This window comes from Streptomyces cinereospinus (genome assembly GCF_042430725.1).
Taxonomy (GTDB): domain Bacteria; phylum Actinomycetota; class Actinomycetes; order Streptomycetales; family Streptomycetaceae; genus Streptomyces; species Streptomyces cinereospinus.
The window spans coordinates 1-20,109 of the sequence record NZ_JBHMCY010000021.1; the positions used below are offsets into that span (position 1 = coordinate 1).

General features: G+C 70.9%; 14 protein-coding genes. 9 read left to right on the forward strand and 5 right to left on the reverse strand.

Annotated elements, in window-relative coordinates:
- Positions 1 to 206: 206 nt before the first annotated feature.
- On the reverse strand, positions 207 to 1,739 hold the full coding sequence (locus ACFF45_RS13425; protein WP_381345981.1) for a hypothetical protein: 1,533 nt from the start codon (positions 1,737 to 1,739) through the stop codon (positions 207 to 209).
- 234 nt (positions 1,740 to 1,973) lie between these two features.
- Here ACFF45_RS13425 and ACFF45_RS13430 point away from each other — a divergent pair, with 234 nt between their 5' ends.
- Entirely contained in the window at positions 1,974 to 2,894 is a 921-nt protein-coding gene (locus ACFF45_RS13430; RefSeq protein ID WP_381345983.1) for a class I SAM-dependent methyltransferase, read from the forward strand.
- Here the strand turns inward: ACFF45_RS13430 and ACFF45_RS13435 are convergent.
- The 4 genes from ACFF45_RS13435 to ACFF45_RS13450 are packed head-to-tail and all read right to left on the reverse strand — an operon-like array spanning position 2,883 to position 6,756.
- Entirely contained in the window at positions 2,883 to 3,662 is a 780-nt protein-coding gene (locus ACFF45_RS13435; protein ID WP_381345984.1) for a succinate dehydrogenase/fumarate reductase iron-sulfur subunit, read from the reverse strand. The genes ACFF45_RS13430 and ACFF45_RS13435 overlap by 12 nt on opposite strands.
- On the reverse strand, positions 3,659 to 5,599 hold the full coding sequence (locus tag ACFF45_RS13440) for a fumarate reductase/succinate dehydrogenase flavoprotein subunit (protein ID WP_381345986.1): 1,941 nt from the start codon (positions 5,597 to 5,599) through the stop codon (positions 3,659 to 3,661). The genes ACFF45_RS13435 and ACFF45_RS13440 overlap by 4 nt, the downstream gene beginning before the upstream one ends.
- Positions 5,599 to 6,432 carry a succinate dehydrogenase subunit SdhC gene (gene sdhC / locus ACFF45_RS13445; RefSeq protein ID WP_381345988.1) on the reverse strand — a complete coding sequence of 278 codons (834 nt, stop codon included), beginning with the start codon at positions 6,430 to 6,432 and terminating at the stop codon, positions 5,599 to 5,601. Before sdhC ends, ACFF45_RS13440 begins: the two co-directional genes overlap by 1 nt.
- 33 nt (positions 6,433 to 6,465) lie before the next feature.
- On the reverse strand, positions 6,466 to 6,756 hold the full coding sequence (locus ACFF45_RS13450) for an Rv0250c family protein (RefSeq protein ID WP_381345990.1): 291 nt from the start codon (positions 6,754 to 6,756) through the stop codon (positions 6,466 to 6,468).
- 297 nt (positions 6,757 to 7,053) lie between these two features.
- Here ACFF45_RS13450 and ACFF45_RS13455 point away from each other — a divergent pair, with 297 nt between their 5' ends.
- The 8 genes from ACFF45_RS13455 (at position 7,054) to ACFF45_RS13490 (ending at position 20,107) form a co-directional block, all read left to right on the forward strand.
- A complete protein-coding gene (locus ACFF45_RS13455; RefSeq protein WP_381345992.1) occupies positions 7,054 to 9,165 on the forward strand; it encodes an ABC transporter family substrate-binding protein in 2,112 nt (703 codons plus the stop codon).
- A gap of 186 nt (positions 9,166 to 9,351) precedes the next feature.
- Positions 9,352 to 11,259, forward strand: a complete 1,908-nt coding sequence (gene typA / locus ACFF45_RS13460) for a translational GTPase TypA (protein WP_381345994.1) — start codon at positions 9,352 to 9,354, stop codon at positions 11,257 to 11,259.
- A gap of 380 nt (positions 11,260 to 11,639) precedes the next feature.
- The gene (locus tag ACFF45_RS13465) at positions 11,640 to 12,677 is read left to right on the forward strand and encodes an ABC transporter permease (protein ID WP_381345995.1); all 1,038 of its coding nucleotides are present in this window, start codon (positions 11,640 to 11,642) and stop codon (positions 12,675 to 12,677) included.
- A gap of 112 nt (positions 12,678 to 12,789) precedes the next feature.
- The gene (locus tag ACFF45_RS13470) at positions 12,790 to 14,601 is read left to right on the forward strand and encodes an ABC transporter substrate-binding protein (protein ID WP_381345997.1); all 1,812 of its coding nucleotides are present in this window, start codon (positions 12,790 to 12,792) and stop codon (positions 14,599 to 14,601) included.
- Positions 14,602 to 14,691: 90 nt separating this feature from the next.
- Complete coding sequence (locus tag ACFF45_RS13475) at positions 14,692 to 15,672, forward strand: ABC transporter permease (protein ID WP_381345999.1); 981 nt, start codon at positions 14,692 to 14,694, stop codon at positions 15,670 to 15,672.
- 9 nt (positions 15,673 to 15,681) lie between these two features.
- The gene (locus ACFF45_RS13480; RefSeq protein WP_381346001.1) at positions 15,682 to 16,743 is read left to right on the forward strand and encodes an ABC transporter ATP-binding protein; all 1,062 of its coding nucleotides are present in this window, start codon (positions 15,682 to 15,684) and stop codon (positions 16,741 to 16,743) included.
- A 14-nt stretch (positions 16,744 to 16,757) separates the two neighbouring features.
- Positions 16,758 to 17,876, forward strand: a complete 1,119-nt coding sequence (locus tag ACFF45_RS13485; RefSeq protein ID WP_381346003.1) for an ABC transporter ATP-binding protein — start codon at positions 16,758 to 16,760, stop codon at positions 17,874 to 17,876.
- Between the two features lie 602 nt (positions 17,877 to 18,478).
- Positions 18,479 to 20,107, forward strand: coding sequence for a peptide ABC transporter substrate-binding protein (locus ACFF45_RS13490; protein ID WP_381346005.1), 1,629 nt, complete (start codon positions 18,479 to 18,481; stop codon positions 20,105 to 20,107).
- Positions 20,108 to 20,109 lie beyond the last annotated feature (2 nt).

Consider the following 20,109-nt stretch of genomic DNA (forward strand, 5'->3'; position numbering starts at 1 on the left):
CGTCACGGACATGGCCCGCATCCGTCTTCAGCGCCGCATAATCCTTCTCCAACTGGGCCAGGTCACCGGTGAACTGCGGGATCTGCTCCGGTTTGATCACGCTCAACTGCCCCCGCTCGTCCGCGTGTCATCGGACCGATTCTCAACAGGATCTGTCGGATCATCATATAAGGGGGTGCTCTGAGTCCTGTGGGGCGCGAAGTTTGTTACGAGGGCAGGACGTTACGGCGAGTCCGGCTCCGTGGGCCGCCGAAGCTCGCCGCCGGGGGGTGCGGGGTGCCGGGGGTGCGGGTGTCCTGCCGGGCCAGGTGCAGGGCGGTGCGGGCGAGGGCGTCGGCGGTGAGGAGGTCGTCGTCGGACGGTCCCGCACCGGGGCGGTCCCCGGCCAGCAGGCGTTCGGCGGACGCCAGGCGCGTGCGGGCCTCGGCACCCACCGCCTCCCGGTGCGCCGCCACGAAGCCGGCCGCCACCGCGGTGGTGCTGCGGGCGACCAGCTCCGCGGCCACCGGCAGCACCCCCGCCCGCCCCGCCGCGACCGGCCGCACGGCCCGCACGATCCGGCGCAGGGCGTCGAGCGGGTCGAACGGCCCGCCGGTCAGCGCCTGGCGTACGCCGGCCAGCACGGTGTCGGCGTGCAGCAGCCGCGACCGCAGCTCGCCCACGGGGAGGTCACCGGCGACGGGTCCCGCCGCCATCCGGTCCCGCGCCGCCGCGATCTCCACCTCCGCCCCGGTCAGGACCGCCGGCAGCAGCGCCCGGGCCCTCGACAGCTCCCCGGCGAGACGGTCGACGGCGGCCACCGGGGCCGCGGCCCGGCCGAGCGCCTCCTCGGCCGCGCGCAGCCGGGCCGCGGCGCGGTCGGGGGCGCCCGAGTCGGCGCTCTGCCGCGCCTGGTTGAGCCGGAACGTCGTGCGCACCAGGTGGTCCTTGGCCCCTTCGACGGAGCCGGCGACCAGGTCCACCGCCGTGGGCCCGTACCGCCGCGCGAGGCCGGCCAGGGTCGCCTCCGCGGCCGGCGTACGGGCCGCCACCTCCCGGAACCCCGCCTCGGCGACCTCCAGCGCCGGGCCGAGCCCCTGCTCCAGGCCGCGTACCGCGTCGAACCCGGCCGCCACCGCGTCCAGCCGCCGCCCGGCCTCCGCGCACCGCCCGACGATCCCGGCGAGCGCCTGCCGCCGGGCCGACGCCTCGCACGGGACACCGTCGTCGTAGCGCTGCCGCATCGCGAACGCGGCCGACAGTTCCCACTCCGCCTGACGCACGGCCCGGGCGAAGGGCTCCACGGGCCCCGGGCCCGTCACGGCCTCGGCGCAGGCGAGCTCCTCGCGGCTGGTGCGCACCCACTCGTCGGCCTCGACCAGCAACGACCGGGCCCGCGCGTCGAGTTCCGGACCGGGCGGGGGGACGGCCGGCGCGGCGGACGGGACCGGGCCCGGGGCGGTGCGGTCGCGGGCCCGCCGGGTCCGGCGCAGATAGCCGTAGCCGGCCAGGACCGCCGCCGTGACCAGGGCGACGAGCGGCAGGACGAGGTCGGCGGTGGGCGTCTGCTCGACCTCCTGCCGCGCCGCGGGCGGGGCGGACCCCGCCGCGGCCGGGCGGTCACCGCTCGGCGCGGCGGTCAGCTCCGGCCACACCAGCCACAGGAGCGCGACCACGGTGCCGATCAGCGCGTGCACGACCCGTGCCGACAGGGGCGAAGTCGCACGCCGGTGCCGGCCGCGGGGCGGGAAGGACGTCACGTTTCGGAGCGTATGAGCAGGAATGCGGCTCCGCGAGTGGTGTGCATCTCTTACGGGGGATCCGGCTCCGTCGTGCGGTGGCGGCCGGAGGGCCGTCCGCCGTCGTGTCACCTGCTCGCCGCGCAGATGTCATCTGCGCTTTCCCCCCAGGGGTGCTCCCGTCGGTTGTGGAGGGGCTGTGCGCGGCCTACGGTCCACGCCACTTCCCCTACTCCCTGTGAGGGTCACCCAGTCATGCGAGCTTTACTCACCAGCAGCGTCGCCCGTCGGGCCCTGCGGCCCATCACCGCCCTCATCGACCAGCGCATAGCGCGTGAGGTCCGGCGGGCTGTCGGGACCACCTCCTACGACGCCGTGCGGCGGGAACTCCAGGCGGTGCGCGACCGGCAGCGGCCCCTGGAGCTGTTCTTCGACGGGACCGGGCGGGGTGTGTCGCGGATGCCGTCGGCGGTCCACCTGGACCGGCTGATCGAGGAGCTGACGCGGGTCACCGGCGACCGCGACGGCGCGGAGCGGGCCGTCGCGCAGGCGTTCCGGCTGCTCATCGCGATGGAGGCGCTGGGCGTCGGCCGGATCGCCGGCGGCACGATGAACATCTGCGGCAAGCTCTCCGCGGTGCCGCTGCTCGACCCGCCGAACGACGAGATCCTGGAGATCGGCACGCTCTACGGCATGTTCGCCGCGGCGCTGGTCCGGATGATGGAGCGGTCGGGGCGGGACCCGCGGCTGACGATCGTCGACCCGCTGGCCGGCCTCCAGCTGCAACCCGGCACCAGCATGGGCGGGGACGCGACGGGCACGCCCGTCCGGGAGGCCGCGGTGCGCGGCAACCTGGCGCTGGCGGGCCCGGCCGGTGCCGCGGCCCGGATCCGCCAGGGCTTCTCCGAGGACCCCGAGGTGCGCGCCGCCGTCTCCGACCGCGCCTACGGCGTGATCATCGTCGACGGCGACCACTCCGCCGAGGGCGTGGCCAAGGATCTGGAGTGGGCCGAGCAGATCATCGCCCCTGGCGGGATCGTCGTCCTCGACGACTTCGGGCATCCGAAGTGGCCGGGCATCAAGGAGGCCTTCGAGAAGCACATGGCCTCCGACACCCGGTTCACCTTCCTCGGACAGGTGGCGCACTCGGGGTACCTGCGGGCCTCACTCGGCTGACGCGGGCCGCCGGCGGATCTTGTCGCCGAGCCAGACCAGCGGGTCGTACTTGCGGTCCACGGCCCGCTCCTTCAGCGGGATCAGCGCGTTGTCGGTGATCCTGATGCCCTCGGGGCAGACCTCCGTGCAGCACTTGGTGATGTTGCAGTAGCCGAGGCCGTGGTCGTCCTGGGCGGTGCGCCCGCGGTCCAGACCGGCGTCGGCCGCCGCGTCCAGCGGGTGCATGTCCAGCTCCGCGACCCGCATCAGGAAGCGCGGCCCCGCGAACGCCTGCTTGTTCTCCTCGTGGTCGCGGACCACATGGCAGGTGTCCTGGCACAGGAAGCACTCGATGCACTTGCGGAACTCCTGCGACCGGTCCACGTCCTGCTGCATCATGCGGTACTCGCCGGGTCCCAGACCGGGCGGCGGCACGAAGGAGGGGACTTCGCGCGCCTTCTCGTAGTTGAAGCCGACGTCCGTGACGAGGTCCCGTACGACCGGGAAGGCGCGCAGCGGGGTGACGGTGACCGTCTCCGCGCGGTCGAACACCGACATCCGGGTCATGCACAGCAGCCGGGGGCGCCCGTTGACCTCGGCGGAGCACGAACCGCACTTGCCCGCCTTGCAGTTCCAGCGGACGGCGAGGTCGGGGGCCTGGGTGGCCTGCAGGCGGTGGACGATGTCCAGCACCACCTCGCCGTCGTTGACCTCGACCGCGAAGTCCTCCAGTCCGCCGCCGTCCGCGTCCCCGCGCCACACCTTGAAGCGGGCCTCGTAGCTGCTCACTCGTACAGCTCCTCTTCGGCGAGGTACTTGACCAGCTCCTCCTTGTCGAACAGGGCGAGCAGGTCGGCACGGATGGGTTCGGTGGTCTCGCGGGTGAGCCTGATCCGGCCCCGGACCGGGTCCGTGGCCGGAAGGCCGCCCGCGGGGTCGGTGAGCCGGCAGACCAGGTTGACCCGGCGCCACCTGCGGTCCATCGACGGGTGGTCCTCGCGGGTGTGGCCGCCGCGCGACTCGGTGCGCTCCAGCGCCGCGCGCGCCACGCACTCGCTGACCAGCAGCATGTTGCGCAGGTCCAGGGCGAGGTGCCAGCCCGGGTTGAACTGGCGGTGGCCCTCGACGCCCGCGCGCCGGGCGCGTCCCCGCAGCTCGGCCAGCTTCTCCAGGGCCTGCTTCATCTCCGGCTCGCGGCGGATGATGCCGACCAGGTCGTTCATCGTCTGCTGCAGTTCCTGGTGGAGGGTGTACGGGTTCTCCGGCGGCCCGCCGGCCGGCTCCTCGGTCTCCGCCTCGGCCGAGAACGGCCGCAGCGCCTCGGCCGCCGCGGCGGCCACCTGGCCGTCGTCCACCCGGGGGCGGGCCGCCGCCGTCCCGGCCGCGTACTCGGCGGCGTACTGTCCGGCCCGGCGCCCGAACACCAGCAGGTCGGACAGTGAGTTCCCGCCGAGCCGGTTGGAGCCGTGCATCCCGCCGGCCACCTCGCCGGCCGCGTACAGCCCCGGCACGCCCCGGGCCGCCGCCGAGTCGGAGTCGACGGCGATGCCGCCCATCACGTAGTGGCAGGTGGGCCCGACCTCCATCGCCTCGGCGGTGATGTCGACGTCGGCCAGCTCCTTGAACTGGTGGTACATCGACGGCAGCCGGCGCCTGATCACCTCGGCGGGCATCCGCGTCGACACGTCCAGGAAGACACCGCCGTGCGGGGAGCCCCGGCCCTCCTTGACCTCCGTGTTGATCGCCCGGGCGACCTCGTCGCGGGGCAGCAGCTCCGGGGGGCGCCGGTTGCGGTCCGGGTCGTCGTACCAGCGGTCGGCCTCGTCCTCCGTCTCGGCGTACTTCTCCTTGAAGACGTCCGGGACGTAGCCGAACATGAACCGCTTGCCGTCCGCGTTGCGCAGCACGCCGCCGTCGCCGCGGACGGACTCGGTGACGAGGATGCCCTTCACCGACGGCGGCCAGACCATCCCGGTCGGGTGGAACTGCACGAACTCCATGTTCAGCAGGGGCGCCCCGGCCAGCAGCGCCAGCGCGTGGCCGTCGCCCGTGTACTCCCAGGAGTTCGACGTGACCTTGAAGGACTTGCCGATGCCGCCGGTCGCGATCACCACGGCCGGGGCCTGGAGGACGAAGAAGCGGCCCGACTCCCGCTCGTAGGCGAAGACCCCGCTCACCCGGGAGCCGTCCTTCAGCACGCGGGTGACCGTGCACTCCTGGAACACCTTCAGCCGGGACTCGTGGTCGCCGGTTGCGCGGTGGTCCTCCTGCTGGAGGGCGACGACCTTCTGCTGAAGGGTGCGGATCAGCTCCAGGCCGGTGCGGTCGCCGACGTGGGCCAGGCGCGGGTACTCGTGGCCGCCGAAGTTGCGCTGCGAGATCCGGCCGTCCTTCGTACGGTCGAACAGGGCGCCCCAGGTCTCCAGCTCCCACACCCGGTCCGGGGCCTCCCGGGCGTGCAGCTCCGCCATCCGCCACTGGTTGAGGAACTTGCCGCCGCGCAGAGTGTCGCGGAAGTGCGTCTGCCAGGTGTCGTGCGGGTTGGCGTTGGCCATCGCGGCGGCGATGCCGCCCTCGGCCATCACCGTGTGCGCCTTGCCGAACAGCGACTTGCAGATCACCGCCGTCCGGGCGCCGCGCTCGCGGGCCTCGACGGCGGCGCGCAGCCCCGCCCCGCCGGCCCCGACCACGACGACGTCCCACTCCTGCCGCTCGACCACGGACATCAGAAGAACCTCGGATCCTCGAAGACACCGGACGCGATCAGGTAGACGTAGAAGTCGGCGAGCGCCACGCTCGCCAGCGACGTCCAGGCGAGCAGCATGTGCCGGGCGTTGAGCTTCCCCACGAACCGCCATGTCCGGTAGCGCACCGGGTGCCGGGAGAAGTGCTTGAGCTTGCCGCCGACGATGTGCCGGCAGGAGTGGCAGGACAGGGTGTACGCCCAGATCAGCACGATGTTGACGACGAAGACGAGGGTGCCGAGGCCCATGTGGCCCCACGCGTAGGTCTCGTCGCGGAAGGCGAGCACGGTGTCGTAGGTGAGGATGCCCGCGACCGGGATCGCCGCGTAGAAGAAGTAGCGGTGGACGTTCTGCAGGATCAGCGGGAAGCGGGTCTCGCCGGTGTACTTCCGGTGCGGCTCGGCCACCGCGCAGGCCGGCGGGGACGCCCAGAAGCCCCGGTAATACGCCTTGCGGTAGTAGTAGCAGGTCAGGCGGAAGCCGAGCGGGAAGATCAGGACGATGACCGCGGGGGAGACGCCCCACCAGCCGCCGAAGATCTCCCAGTTCGGGCCCGCCTTCATCGGCTCGCAGCTCTCCGCCAGACACGGGGAGTAGAACGGCGAGACGTACGGGGCCGCGTAGTAGTCGGCGCTCGCGAAGGCCCGCCAGGTCGAGTACACGACGAAGGCGAGCAGCCCGGCGGCGGTGGCGGCCGGCGCCAGCCACCAGCGGTCGGTGCGCAGGTGCGGGGCGCCGATCGCGGCACGGCGGGGCGACCGGACGCCGCCGGGGTGAGGGGGATCCGTGGCGGGGGGTTCCGTACCAGTGGCCAAGGCATGACTCCGGTCGGTCGGGACTCGGGCCGGTCAGGGAGCGCGTCGGTCGCGGGCGCCGAGTCCTTCGTCGTCCGTGTCGACCCACAGGCTGTTGTCGTACGGCGTGTCGGAGATGGTGACGAGCTCGGGCCGCCGCTGCGCGGCCGGTGTGCTGGCCGCCGCGCGGAGCAGCGCGACACTGTCGCGCAGGTGTTCGCAGTCGGTGCGGACGCGGCGCACGTCGAGCCCGCCGGAGCCGAGCTGCTGCTCCAGACGGCCCAGCGACCGGGACAGATCGTCCAGGCAGCGCTGCATCGTTGTCAGTTCGTCGTGCACGGACATGACGTGACCTCACTTCCGTCGGCCCGGCGGCCTGGGATGGCAACGGTCATGCGCCTGCGAGTGTTGCGCGTCACACCTGTCGCTGGGAAGGGACGTGCACCGATTGGCCGAGGCGCGCGGGTGCAGCCCGGGGTGCGTTGCGCCGCACGGGTGGGCTTCCCGGCGGGGGCCGCCGTGTCGCCCGGTGTTGCCGAACCCTTTCCTCTTCAGTGGCCGCGTACAGCCGAAAACATCTGATCAGCTCCATATACCACCAAAAGTGATCGTAACCCCCGCGGCTCCCGGAGGTAAGCAGAGATGTCCCACGACGGCGCCGGACCCAGGCCCTCACCCGCTGTGCTGCGCTCGGCCGCGTTCCTCGCCGCGGGCGTGCTCGCGGTGTCCGCGCTGACCGGGTGCGGCTCGGACGACGCGGCCGGCAAGCCGCTGGCCGGGCAGGACATCGCGCCGGCCGCCCGGGCCCGGGTCGCCGACGGGGGCACCCTGCGCTGGGCCGTGGACACCGTGCCGGAGACGCTGAACACCTTCCAGGCCGACGCCGACGCGACCACCACCCTGATCGCCCAGGCCGTGCTGCCGTCGATGTACCGGTTGGACGACAGCGGCCGGCCGGCCCTCCACCCCGCCTACCTGGAGTCGGCCGAGGTGGTCGACACCGAGCCGCGGCAGGTGGTCCTCTACAAGCTCAACCAGCAGGCCGTCTGGAGCGACGGCCGGGAGATCGGCGCGGCCGACTTCGCCGCCCAGTGGCGGGCCCTGTCCGGGAAGGACAGCGCCTACTGGACCGCGCGCAACGCCGGGTACGACCGCATCGAGCGGATCGAGCGGGGCGGCAGCGACCTGGAGGTCAAGGTCACCTTCGGCCGGCCCTACGCCGACTGGAAGTCGCTGTTCTCGCCGCTGTACCCGAAGGAGGTCATGGGCACGCCCGACTCCTTCAACGACGGGGCCCGCACCAGGCTCAAGGTCACCGCCGGACCGTTCGCCGTGCAGCGGGTCGACCGCAGGAAGCGCGAGGTCACCCTCGTGCGCAGTCCGCGCTGGTGGGGGGAGCCGGCCAAGCTCTCCAAGATCGTGCTCCAGGCCGTCCCGCGCGAGCGGCGGGCCGAGGCGCTGGCCGCCGGGACCGTGGACCTCGCCGAGGTCGACGCCGCCACCGCCCGGCGCGTCGACCTGGCCGGGCGGCCCCGGGGGACCGGCACGCCGCTCCAGGGCGCGACGGCGGAGGGCGCCGGGGAGACGGGGGCGCTGGGCCGCTACGAGGTCCGCAAGTCGCTCGAACCGGCCTACACCCAGCTCGCCCTCAACGGCGCCGGGGGTCCGCTCGCCGACGAACGCGTCCGCCGGGCCGTGGCCCGGGCCCTGGACCGCAAGGAACTGGCCGAGATCGTCCTCGAACCGCTGGGGCTGCCCGCGGTGCCGGTCGGCAGCCACCTCGCGCTGTCCGGGCAGGCCGCCTACGCCGACAACAGCGGGGCGCTCGGCGGCGAGGACACCAAGGAGGCGCAGGCGCTGCTCGCGGACGCGGGCTGGGTGCGCGGCGGCCCGCTGAAGGAGCGGCGGAAGAAGGAGGGGGAGAAGGCGGCGGGGGCGGAGGGGGACCCGGCGTCGCCGGAGACCGGGACGCCGGGGGCCGGACCGGGCGAGCCGGACGGGGAGGACGACGGGACGTACATCGTGGGGGAGGACGGCAAGGCGGGGGAGGGCCCCGAGGGCGGTGACCGGTCGCGGGACCCGCGCAGCCTCGCGCAGGACGGCAAGCAGCACGTCCAGCAGGGCGGCGGGGCGCAGGGGGCGTACGCCCCCAAGGGCACCGCAGCTCCGGGGGCCGCGGCCGGGCCGCTCGCCAAGGACGGGCAGCCGCTCACGCTGCGGTTCGTGCTGCCGGCGGGGCCGGGGTCGCGGACGCTGCACACGGTCGCGGACCGCGTCGCGCGGATGCTCCAGCGGGTGGGGATCCGCACGGAGACGGCGAAGGTCTCCGACGCGAGCTACTTCCGGGACCACATCGCGAACGGCGAGTACGACCTGGCGCTGTACTCCTGGCCCGCGTCGGCGTTCCCCGCGACCGACGCCCGGCCGATCTACGCCAAGCCGGTACCGGCCGCCGACGGCTCCCTGAACATCGAGCAGAACTACACCCGGGTCGGTACGGACCAGGTCGACCAGCTCTTCGAGCAGGCCGCGGCCACGCTGGACGAGGAGGAGTCCCGTGACCTGGTCCGCAAGGCGGACTCCCGCATCTGGGCCGCCGCCGGCTCCATCCCCCTCTACCAGCGCCCCCAGCTCACCGCCGCCCGCAGGAACCTGGCCAACACCGGCGCCTTCGGCTTCCGGACCCCGGTGTACGAGGACATGGGCTTCCTGAAGAAGGCCGCGAGACCCTCCCCCCGGACCTCCGCCGGCTGATCCGCGGGCGGCTGCCGGGCCGGGCGCGCCGCGGCCCGGGCCCACCTGCGGTGACGTATCCGCGCAAGCCCCACCCGCGGCGGCCCCGTACCATGGGGTGAGGCCGTGGCATGTCAAGCCCGGCAGGGCGCGCGTAACACAGTCCTACGCGTAGCCGTCCTCACCATCCCGGGAGTACGCCGCAATATGGCCACGCGCCACGACATCCGCAATGTCGCCATCGTCGCCCACGTCGACCACGGCAAGACGACCATCGTCGACGCCATGCTCAAGCAGGCCGGTGCCTTCGCCGCGCACCAGCTCGACTCCGTCGACGACCGCATGATGGACTCCAACGACCTGGAGCGTGAGAAGGGCATCACGATCCTCGCCAAGAACACCGCGGTGAAGTACCACCCGAAGGACGGCGGGGAACCGATCACCATCAACATCATCGACACCCCCGGCCACGCCGACTTCGGCGGCGAGGTCGAGCGCGGCCTGTCCATGGTCGACGGTGTCGTGCTCCTCGTCGACGCCTCCGAGGGCCCGCTGCCGCAGACCCGCTTCGTGCTGCGCAAGGCGCTCCAGCAGCGGCTGCCCGTCATCCTGTGCATCAACAAGACGGACCGCCCGGACTCCCGTATCGACGAGGTCGTCAACGAGACCTACGACCTCTTCCTCGACCTGGACGCCGACGAGGACCAGATCGAGTTCCCGATCGTCTACGCCTGCGGCCGGGACGGCGTCGCCTCCCTGACCAAGCCGGACGACGGCACCGTCCCGGCCGACTCCACCAGCCTGGAGCCGTTCTTCTCCACCATCCTGGAGCACATCCCGGCCCCGGCCTACGACGAGGAGGCCCCGCTCCAGGCGCACGTCACCAACCTGGACGCCGACAACTTCCTCGGCCGTATCGCGCTGCTGCGCGTCCAGCAGGGCGAGCTGAAGAAGGGCCAGACGGTCGCGTGGATGAAGCGCGACGGAACCGTCGGCAACGTCCGCATCTCCGAGCTGCTGATGACCGAGGCGCTCACCCGCAAGCCCGCCGAGAAGGCCGGCCCCGGTGACATCTGCGCCGTCGCCGGCATCCCGGACATCATGATCGGCGAGACCCTGGCCGACCCGGAGAACCCGGTCGCCCTGCCGCTGATCACGGTGGACGAGCCGGCCATCTCGATGGTCATCGGCACCAACACCTCCCCGCTGGTCGGCCGCGGCGGCACCGGCAAGGGCGCCGACGCCAAGGCGGCGGTGAAGGACCGCAAGGTCACCGCCCGGCAGGTGAAGGACCGCCTGGACCGCGAGCTGATCGGCAACGTCTCGCTGCGCGTGCTGGACACCGAGCGCCCGGACGCGTGGGAGGTCCAGGGCCGTGGTGAGCTGGCGCTCGCCATCCTGGTCGAGCAGATGCGCCGCGAGGGCTTCGAGCTCACCATCGGCAAGCCGCAGGTCGTCACCAAGGAGATCGACGGCAAGACGTACGAGCCCGTCGAGCGCATGACGATCGACGTGCCCGAGGAGCACATGGGCGCCGTCACCCAGCTCATGGGTGTGCGCAAGGGCCGGATGGACAACATGTCCAACCACGGTTCGGGCTGGGTCCGCATGGAGTTCGTCGTCCCGTCCCGGGGGCTGATCGGCTTCCGCACGGAGTTCCTGACCCAGACCCGCGGCACCGGCATCGGCCACTCCATCCACGAGGGCTTCGAGCCCTGGTTCGGCACGCTCCAGACCCGTAACAACGGCTCCCTGGTCGCGGACCGCTCCGGCGCCGTCACCGCCTTCGCGATGACCAACCTCCAGGAGCGCGGCGTGCTCTTCGTGGAGCCGGGCACCGAGGTGTACGAGGGCATGATCGTCGGCGAGAACTCCCGCTCCGACGACATGGACGTCAACATCACCAAGGAGAAGAAGCTCACCAACATGCGCTCCTCCACGGCCGACGTGACCGAGTCGATCGTCCCGCCGCGCAAGCTGTCGCTGGAGCAGTCCCTGGAGTTCTGCCGCGACGACGAGTGCGTGGAGGTCACCCCCGAGGCGGTGCGCATCCGCAAGGTCGTGCTCGACCAGCGTGAGCGGGCCCGCGCCGCGAGCCGCGCCAAGCACGGCTGACGGCCCCTCACCGGCCCTGTGACAGGACCCGGCCCCCTCCGTGGCGGAGGGCGCCGGGTCCTTGTGTTGCCCGCGTTCAGCTGCCTGTCAGTGGGCCGTGAAGCCCTGTTCGAATATCGGTGCTCCGACGATCAAGTTTCGGACATGTAAACAAAAATCCTTCCTGCTATGTCCGATTCGCCGTTTTCCTGTCTCACCTGTCAAGCGCGCGCAGGTGTCAATCTTTGCAATTTTTGTTCAAAAAATGGACGGTAGGGAGATCCCTCTGCCTTCCGCCCTTGACGCGCGTTGATTGACTTGGCGAAAGTTCCCCCAAACCACAGAACCTGCCGGTTTCTGTGCTGCGCTCAACTCTCCAACCCCCCGGGGGAAGAACACACATGACCAGTCCGACCAAGGCCGAGGGCTCCGGGTCCACGGTCGCCTTGGACCCAGAGCCGGCGTCGACCGCCGAGGCTGCCAAGCCCAAGGAGCTGGTGGGTCGTTCCCCCGGCCAGCTGATGTGGATCCGCTTCAAGCGGGACCGAGCAGGTGTCGTCTCGGCCTGTGTGGTGGTCTTCTTCTTCCTCATCGGCCTGCTCGCGCCGGTGATCTCGAAGCTGTACGGCAAGGACCCGTACACCGTCTACGCCGACGAGCGCCCGGAGCTGTTCGACAGTGCCGGTGTCCCCCTCATGCCCAACGGCGGCATCAGCGCGGAGTTCTGGTTCGGACTGGAGCCGGGCAACGGCTACGACGTCTTCACCAAGCTGATCTACGGCATCCGGAACTCGCTGGGCATCTCGCTCGCGGTGACGGTCGCCACCGTGCTCACCGGCATCGTCCTCGGCGTCGCGGCCGGCTACCTCGGCGGCAAGGTCGACTTCGTCGTCAGCCGGCTCGTCGACTTCCTGCTCGCCTTCCCGGCGCAGCTCTTCTTCATCGCGAGCATGCCGGTCGTGGTCTCGCTCTTCGTGGACCCGAAGGACGAGACGCCGGTGTACGTCAGGGTGGTGGCCCTCATCGCGGTGCAGTGGTTCCTGGGCTGGATGAGCCTGGCGCGCATCCTGCGCGGTACCACGCTCGCCCTGGCCGGGCGGGAGTTCATCGAGGCCGCCAAGGTCAGCGGGGCCTCCCCCTGGCGGATCATCCGCAAGGAGGTCCTGCCCAACGTGGTCACCCCGATCCTGGTGCAGTCCACGTACATGCTGCCCGCGTTCGTGACGGCCGAGGCCGGCCTGTCCTTCCTCGGTGTGGGCATCGTCGAACCGACGCCGGACTGGGGACAGATGTTCTCCAAGGCCTCCACGGAGCTGGTGATGCAGAACGACATCACCTACATGTTCTTCCCGGGTATCTCCATGATCATCTTCATCGTGGCGTTCAACCTGCTCGGGGACTCGGTCAGGGACGCCTTCGATCCCAAGACGGCGCGCTGACCGCAGGGTATGGGCATCCTCGCCCGAACCGCCGGGGGTGACGGTCACGCCGTCCCGGGTGGCACTTCATTGCATCGCACGTATGACACACAGATGGGTGGGAAACCGAGTGATGGGTAAGGGTGGACGCCACGCGTACGCCGCCGTCTCCCTGCTCGCGGCCGGCGCTCTCGCGCTCACCGGCTGCAGCGAGGGCGGCAGCCAGAACGGCACGGGCGACGAGCAGGACCAGCAGCACGCCGAGCGGCAGCAGGGCGCCAGCATCGCCTTCGGCGACGCCGAGGCCTCGACCGGCCCGGCCCCCGCGGTCCCCGGTGCCAAGCCCGGCGGCATGGTGACGGTGCTGCAGAGAGACAGCTACGCGCACCTCGACCCGGGCCAGATCTACGTCTCGGACGAGAATTCCGTCTCGCAGCTGATCCACCGCGGCCTCACCGGCTACAAGGCCACCAGCGACGACGGTCAGAAGCACGAGGTCGTCGGCGACCTCGCCACCGACAGCGGTACCACCACGGACGGCGGCAAGACGTGGACGTACACGCTGAAGGACGGGGTCGAGTGGGCCGACGGCACCCCGATCACCTCGGCTGACGTCCGCCACACCTTCGAGCGGCTCTTCGCGCCGTTCATCACCCAGGGCCCGACGTACATCCAGCAGTGGCTCGCCGACACCCCGGGCACCGACTACCGCGAGCTGCTCGAGGACGGTCCGTACGACGGCGAGCACCTGCCGGACTCGATCCTGGAGACGCCGGACGAGAAGACCGTCGTCTTCAAGTTCAAGAAGCCCAAGCCCGACCTGCCGTACGCGCTCGCGATGGCCGGCTACTCCCTCGTCTCCGAGCAGAAGGACACCCAGGAGAAGTACGACAAGGCCCCGATGACGGCCGGTCCGTACAAGATCCAGGAGTTCAAGTCCGGCAAGTCGATGACGCTGGTCAAGAACGGCAACTGGGACGCGGACACCGACCCGATCCGCCACCAGTACGTCAACCAGTTCAACGTCGTCTTCAACAAGCAGTACGAGGACTCCACCAAGAGCATCCTCGACGACTCCGGCGAGAACGCGACCTCGATCAGCTTCAACAACCAGGTCGACGCGGGCAACCTGTCCAAGGTGCTGGCCGACGCCCAGCTCAAGAGCCGCACGGTCTCCGGCTACATGCCGTACGTCGGCCAGGTCAACATCAACCTCTCGCAGCCCGAGATGAAGGACAAGAAGGTGCGCGAGGCCATCGCCCACGCGCTGCCCATCACGCCCTTCGTCCGCGCCTACGGCGGTGCCCAGGCGATGGAGGTCGCCGGCGGTCTGATCAGCCCGACCGTCAGCGGCTACAACCCCGACTTCGACCCGTTCGGCAAGAAGAAGAAGCCGGCCGGTGACCCGGAGAAGGGCAAGGAGCTGCTGACGGAGGCCGGCAAGGAGGGCATGAAGCTCACCTTCGGCTACATCAACACCCCGGAGGGCCAGCAGTACTCCACCGCCATGGCGGCGGGCCTGGAGAAGGCCGGCTTCGACGTCCAGCGCCAGGAGATCCCGGCCGAGACGTTCTACGACCAGGTCAGCAAGGTCGACAACAACTTCGACATCTACCACACCGCGTGGGGTGCCGACTGGCCGAGCGCCTCGACCGTGATCCCGCCGCTGTACGACGGCCGCCAGATCCAGGACGGTGCCTCGAACTACTCGCACATCAACGACCCGAAGGTCAACGCGGACATCGACCGGGTCAGCGCGATCACCGACCCGGCCAAGGCCGCGGAGGAGTGGAACAAGATCAACGAGTACGTCGTCAAGGATGTCGTCTCCAACATCCCGACCGCGTACTACAAGCAGACCCAGATCGCCGGTTCGCAGATCGGCGGCCTCGTGTACGACGACATCATCGGTGGTGTCGACCCGCGCAGGCTGTTCGTGAAGTAACCCTCCACCCCAACGGTGCACCGGGCGCCCCGCCCCCGGCGGGGCGCCCCCGCCCGCCCCGGCTTCCCACGCCCGAAAGCTGCTACTCACATGCTGCGCTTCCTCCTCCGCCGGTCCCTCGGCGCCGCCGTGATCCTGGTTCTGCTGACCGTGGTCGCGTTCCTGCTCTTCTTCGGCATGCCACGTGATCCGGCGCTGCTGATGTGCGGCAAGACCTGCACGCCGGACGCCCTGGCCAACATCCATCGGACCCTGGGCATCGACAAGTCGATCCCCGAGCAGTTCTGGATCTTCCTCCAGGGTCTCGTCATGGGCCGCGACGACTTCGCCCAGGGCCCGTGCCCCGCCCCCTGCTTCGGCTACTCGTACCACACGAACGAGGCCGTCTGGCCGACCCTGATGGACCGTCTCCCGACGACGCTCTCGCTGGCGGCCGGCGCCGCCGTGCTCTTCCTCCTCGTCGGCCTGGGCACCGGCATGCTGGCCGCCTGGAAGCGCGGCACGGTCATCGACAAGGCGTTCACCGCGGGCTCGATGGTCCTCAGTTCGATGCAGATCTACTTCCTCGGCCCGCTGGCGCTGGCGATCCTGGTGTTCCAGCTGCACCTCTTCGAGCAGCCGAGGTACACCAGCCTCACGGAGGACCCGGTCGCCTGGTTCTCGGGCCTGGTCATCCCGTGGGCGGTGCTCTCGACGATCTTCGCTGCGCAGTACACCCGCATGTCCCGCTCGTCGATGATCGAGCAGCTCCAGGAGGAGCACGTGCGCACGGCCCGGGCCAAGGGCATGTCCCGCCGGTACGTCTTCTTCCGCTACGCCTGGCGCGGCTCCCTCATCCCGATCGTGACGATCTTCGGCATCGACCTCGCCTCGCTGCTGGGCGGCGCCATCATCACCGAGTACACCTTCGGCCTGCCGGGCCTCGGCCGGCTCGCGGTGGAGTCCGTGAACTTCAGCGACCTGCCCCTGCTGCTGGGGGTGATGCTGTTCTCGGCTGCCATGATCCTTTTGTTCAACATCATCGTCGACGCGTGCTACGCCCTCATCGACCCGCGCGTGCGGCTGTCCTAGGAGCTTTCTGTGACCACTCTGACCAAGGAATCGGGAGCTCCGACCCCGGCCGGCGCGGGCGCCTTCCTCTCCGTCCGCGACCTGCACGTCCGGTTCACGACCGAGGACGGCATCGTGAAGGCCGTCGACGGGCTCAGCTTCGATCTGGAGCGGGGGAAGACGCTCGGCATCGTGGGCGAGTCGGGCTCCGGCAAGTCGGTCACCAACCTGACCATCCTTGGCCTGCACAACCCGCAGTTCGCCAGGATCGAGGGCGAGATCGTGCTGGACGGGCAGGAGCTGATCACCGCCCGCGAGCCGGAGCTGGAGAAGCTCCGCGGCAACAAGATGGCGATGATCTTCCAGGACCCGCTGACCGCCCTCTCCCCGTACTACACGGTGGGCCGCCAGCTGTCCGAGCCGTTCATGAAGCACACCGGAGCCTCCAGGAAGGAGGCGAAGGACCGGGCGGTCCAGATGCTGGAGAAGGTCGGGATCCCGCAGCCGAAGGTGCGCTTCGACGACTACCCGCACCAGTTCTCCGGCGGTATGCGCCAGCGCGCGATGATCGCCATGGCGCTGATGTGCGACCCCGACCTGCTCATCGCCGACGAGCCGACCACCGCGCTCGACGTGACCGTGCAGGCGCAGATCCTGGACCTGCTCAAGGACCTCCAGCAGGAGTTCGGCTCCGCGATCATCTTCATCACCCACGACCTCGGCGTGATCTCCAACATGGCCGACGACCTGCTGGTGATGTACGCGGGCCGGGCCGTGGAGCGGGGCAGCGTCAAGGAGGTGCTGCGCACCCCCCGGCACCCGTACACCTGGGGCCTGCTCAGCTCCATGCCCCGGCTGGACGGTGACATCCACCAGGAGCTCACCCCGATCCCGGGCTCCCCGCCCTCGCTGCTCACCCCGCCGTCCGGCTGCCCCTTCCACCCGCGCTGCGCCTTCAAGGACCAGGTGCCGGACAGCCTCTGCACGGACGTGCGGCCGCCGCTAGACGAGGGCCGCGCCGCCGCCTGTCATCTGACGGACGAGCAGAAGCAGACCATCTTCATCGACGAGATCCAGCCCCGGCTGCGCTAGGGAGAACCGAGATCATGAGCGACAACCTCACCCTCCCCGCACCGCCGGCCGCCACGGGCACCGCAGCGGAGACGCTGCTCGAGGTGACGGGCCTGACGAAACACTTCCCGATCTACGGCGGGTTCCCGGTCAAACGCAAGGTCGGTGCCGTGCAGGCGGTCGACGGGGTCGACCTGAGCGTCGGCGTCGGCGAGAGCGTCGGTCTGGTCGGCGAGTCCGGCTGCGGCAAGTCGACCACCGGCCGGCTGATCACCCGCCTGCTGGAGCCCACGGCCGGCCGGATCACCTACGCCGGCCAGGACATCACGCACGCCTCGCGCCGCCGGCTCGCACCGGTGCGGTCCGAGATCCAGATGATCTTCCAGGACCCGTACTCCTCGCTGAACCCGCGGCAGACCGTCGGCACCATCATCAAGTCGCCGATGGAGGTCAACGGGATCAATCCCGAGGGCGGCCGGGAGAAGCGGGTCCGCGAGCTGCTGGAGCTGGTGGGCCTCAACCCGGAGCACTACAACCGCTTCCCGCACGAGTTCTCCGGCGGTCAGCGCCAGCGCATCGGGGTGGCCCGCGCCCTGGCGCTGAACCCCAGGCTGATCGTCGCCGACGAGCCGGTCTCCGCCCTGGACGTGTCGATCCAGGCGCAGGTGGTGAACCTGCTGCAGAAGGTGCAGCAGGAACTGGGCATCGCGTTCGTGTTCATCGCGCACGACCTGGCGATCGTCCGGCACTTCTCGCAGCGCGTCGCGGTCATGTACCTCGGCAAGGTGGTCGAGGTCGGCGACCGGGAGTCCATCTACTCCGGGCCCCGGCACCCGTACACCCACGCCCTGCTCTCGGCCGTCCCCGAGGTCGCCGTCGACGACGAGGCCGGAGAACGCGAACGGATCAGGCTGTACGGCGACGTGCCCTCGCCGATCCACCCGCCGTCCGGCTGCCGCTTCCGCACCCGCTGCTGGAAGGCGCAGGACAAGTGCGCCACCGAGGAGCCGCCGCTGGTGCGGCTCTCGGGCAACCGCGAAGGCCACCTGACGGCCTGCCACTTCCCGGAGGAGCCGACCACCGAGGCGCGCGCGGAGGACGTCGTCCTGGACCCGGCGCTGAAGGCACTGGAGGAGGCCCAGGACCAGCACTGAGCCCGAGCTCACGGCCCCCGGAACCCGCCCGCGCGGCTTCCGGGGGCTCCGGCCTTCCCGGCCGCGGGCGGGACGGAGGGACGGAACCCAGGGCCTGTCCGACGATTCCCGCCCCCCGCCACGCCGTGCAGCGCGGGTCCCCCGGCACCCACTCCACCGCGCGGGTCCCGCGGCGCGCCCGCACGAGCTGGCGGCGGCCGGGTCGAGCCCGGTCAGCCGGCCCGCGAGCCCGCCCGGCCGGGCCCGCCGCAGTGACCGCCCGGTGCCGCAGCCCACGCCGGGCACGGAGCCGGCGGACATCACCCGGCCGGGGCGGAAGTCGTCATCGGGCCCCCAACGGATCGAGGGCGTCGTAGAACTCGGCGAGTAAGGCGTCACCGAGAAACGATCGACCCTCCGGGCAGTGCGCCTGCGGTACGGCCGATCCGTACGGGAATCCGGGGGGACGGGGCCCGGGAGGACGGGCCGGGAGCCCCGCGCCCCGCTAGCCCGAAGGGCCGCCCCCGTGTGCGTCACGCACCGTATGCGTCGATAGTGGGCGAAAGCGATCGACGAGGCGCCGGCGCCCGGCGCCGGCGGCAGCGATCCCGAGGAGGCACCCCATGCGTGGAGCACGGCACGCCCGACGGGCCGCGTGCGCGGCGGCGCTCGCCCTGTTGGCCGCCGCCGGCTGCGGCGGGGGCGGCGGCAGCGGCGACGGCGGCGCGGTGCTCAGCTCCTCCTGGGGCGACCCGCAGAACCCGCTGGAGCCCGCCAACACCAACGAGGTGCAGGGCGGCAAGGTGCTCGACATGATCTTCCGCGGGCTGAAGAGGTACGACCCGGCGACCGGCAAGGCCGAGGACATGCTCGCCGAGCGCATCGAGACCACCGACTCGCGCACCTTCACCGTCACCGTCAAGGACGGCTGGACCTTCAGCAACGGCGAGAAGGTCACCGCCCGGTCCTTCGTCGACGCCTGGAACTACGGCGCCAGCCTGCGCAACAACCAGCGCAACGCCTACTTCTTCGGTTACATCGACGGCTACGACGAGGTGCACCCCGAGGGCGGCGGCCGGCAGCGCGCCGAGACCCTGTCCGGTCTGGAGGTCACCGGCGAGCGCACCTTCACCGTGCGGCTCAGCCAGACGTTCTCCGGCTTCCCCGACACCCTCGGCTACGCCGCCTTCGCCCCGCTGCCCCGGGCCTTCTTCGACGACCACGACGCCTGGCTGAGCAGACCGGTCGGCAACGGCCCCTACACGGTGGACTCCTACGTCAAGGGCTCCCAGATGTCGCTGCGCGCCCGGGACGGCTACCCCGGCCCCGACAAGGCGCGCAACGACGGCGTGGACCTGAGGGTCTACACCGACAACAACACCGCCTACACCGACCTCATGGCAGGCAACCTGGACCTGGTGGACGACGTCCCCGCGGCGCAGCTGAAGAACGTCGGGAAGGACCTCGGCGACCGCTACCTCAACACCCCGGCCGGCATCCTGCAGACGCTCGCCTTCCCGTACTACGACAGGGACTGGAACAAGCCGGGCATGGACAAGGTCCGCAAGGGCCTGTCCCGGGCGATCGACCGCAAGCAGATCACCGAGACCATCTTCCACCGGACCCGCACCCCGGCCACCGACTGGACCTCACCGGTCCTCGGCGCGGACGGCGGCTACAAGGCGGGCCTGTGCGGCGAGTGGTGCGCGTACGACCCGGCCGCGGCGCGGAAGCTGATCGAGGAGGGCGGCGGGCTGCCCGGCGGCCAGGTGAAGATCACCTTCAACGCGGACACCGGCTCGCACAAGCAGTGGGTGGACGCGGTCTGCAACTCCATCAACAACGCCCTGGACGACGACCGCGCCTGCGTCAGCGACCCGGTCGGCACCTTCGCCGACTTCCGGGGCCGGATCACCGGCCGGGAGATGACCGGCCCGTTCCGCGCCGGCTGGCAGATGGACTACCCGCTGATCCAGAACTTCCTCCAGCCGCTCTACTACACCGGTGCCTCCTCCAACGACGGCAAGTGGTCCGACCAGAAGTTCGACGACCTGGTCGACCGGGCCAACGCCGAGACCGACACCGCCCGGGCCGTACGCACCTTCCAGCAGGCCGAGGAGGTCGTCCGGGACGCCATGGCCGCCATCCCGCTGTGGTACCAGAACGGCAGCGCGGGCTACTCCGAGCGGCTGTCCGACGTGCGGCTCAACCCGTTCAGCGTCCCGGTCTACGACGAGATCAAGGTCAGCTGAGG

Excerpts from the sequence above, each read along its gene's own strand:
- ACFF45_RS13430 (WP_381345983.1), top strand. The coding sequence starts at position 1,974 with ATGCGAGCTTTACTCACCAGCAGCGTCGCCCGTCGGGCCCTGCGGCCC.
- ACFF45_RS13465 (WP_381345995.1), top strand. The coding sequence starts at position 11,640 with ATGACCAGTCCGACCAAGGCCGAGGGCTCCGGGTCCACGGTCGCCTTG.
- ACFF45_RS13475 (WP_381345999.1), top strand. The coding sequence starts at position 14,692 with ATGCTGCGCTTCCTCCTCCGCCGGTCCCTCGGCGCCGCCGTGATCCTG.
- ACFF45_RS13485 (WP_381346003.1), top strand. The coding sequence starts at position 16,758 with ATGAGCGACAACCTCACCCTCCCCGCACCGCCGGCCGCCACGGGCACC.
- typA (WP_381345994.1), top strand. The coding sequence starts at position 9,352 with ATGGCCACGCGCCACGACATCCGCAATGTCGCCATCGTCGCCCACGTC.
- ACFF45_RS13470 (WP_381345997.1), top strand. The coding sequence starts at position 12,790 with ATGGGTAAGGGTGGACGCCACGCGTACGCCGCCGTCTCCCTGCTCGCG.
- ACFF45_RS13455 (WP_381345992.1), top strand. The coding sequence starts at position 7,054 with ATGTCCCACGACGGCGCCGGACCCAGGCCCTCACCCGCTGTGCTGCGC.
- ACFF45_RS13440 (WP_381345986.1), bottom strand. The coding sequence starts at position 5,599 with ATGTCCGTGGTCGAGCGGCAGGAGTGGGACGTCGTCGTGGTCGGGGCC.
- ACFF45_RS13490 (WP_381346005.1), top strand. The coding sequence starts at position 18,479 with ATGCGTGGAGCACGGCACGCCCGACGGGCCGCGTGCGCGGCGGCGCTC.
- ACFF45_RS13450 (WP_381345990.1), bottom strand. The coding sequence starts at position 6,756 with ATGTCCGTGCACGACGAACTGACAACGATGCAGCGCTGCCTGGACGAT.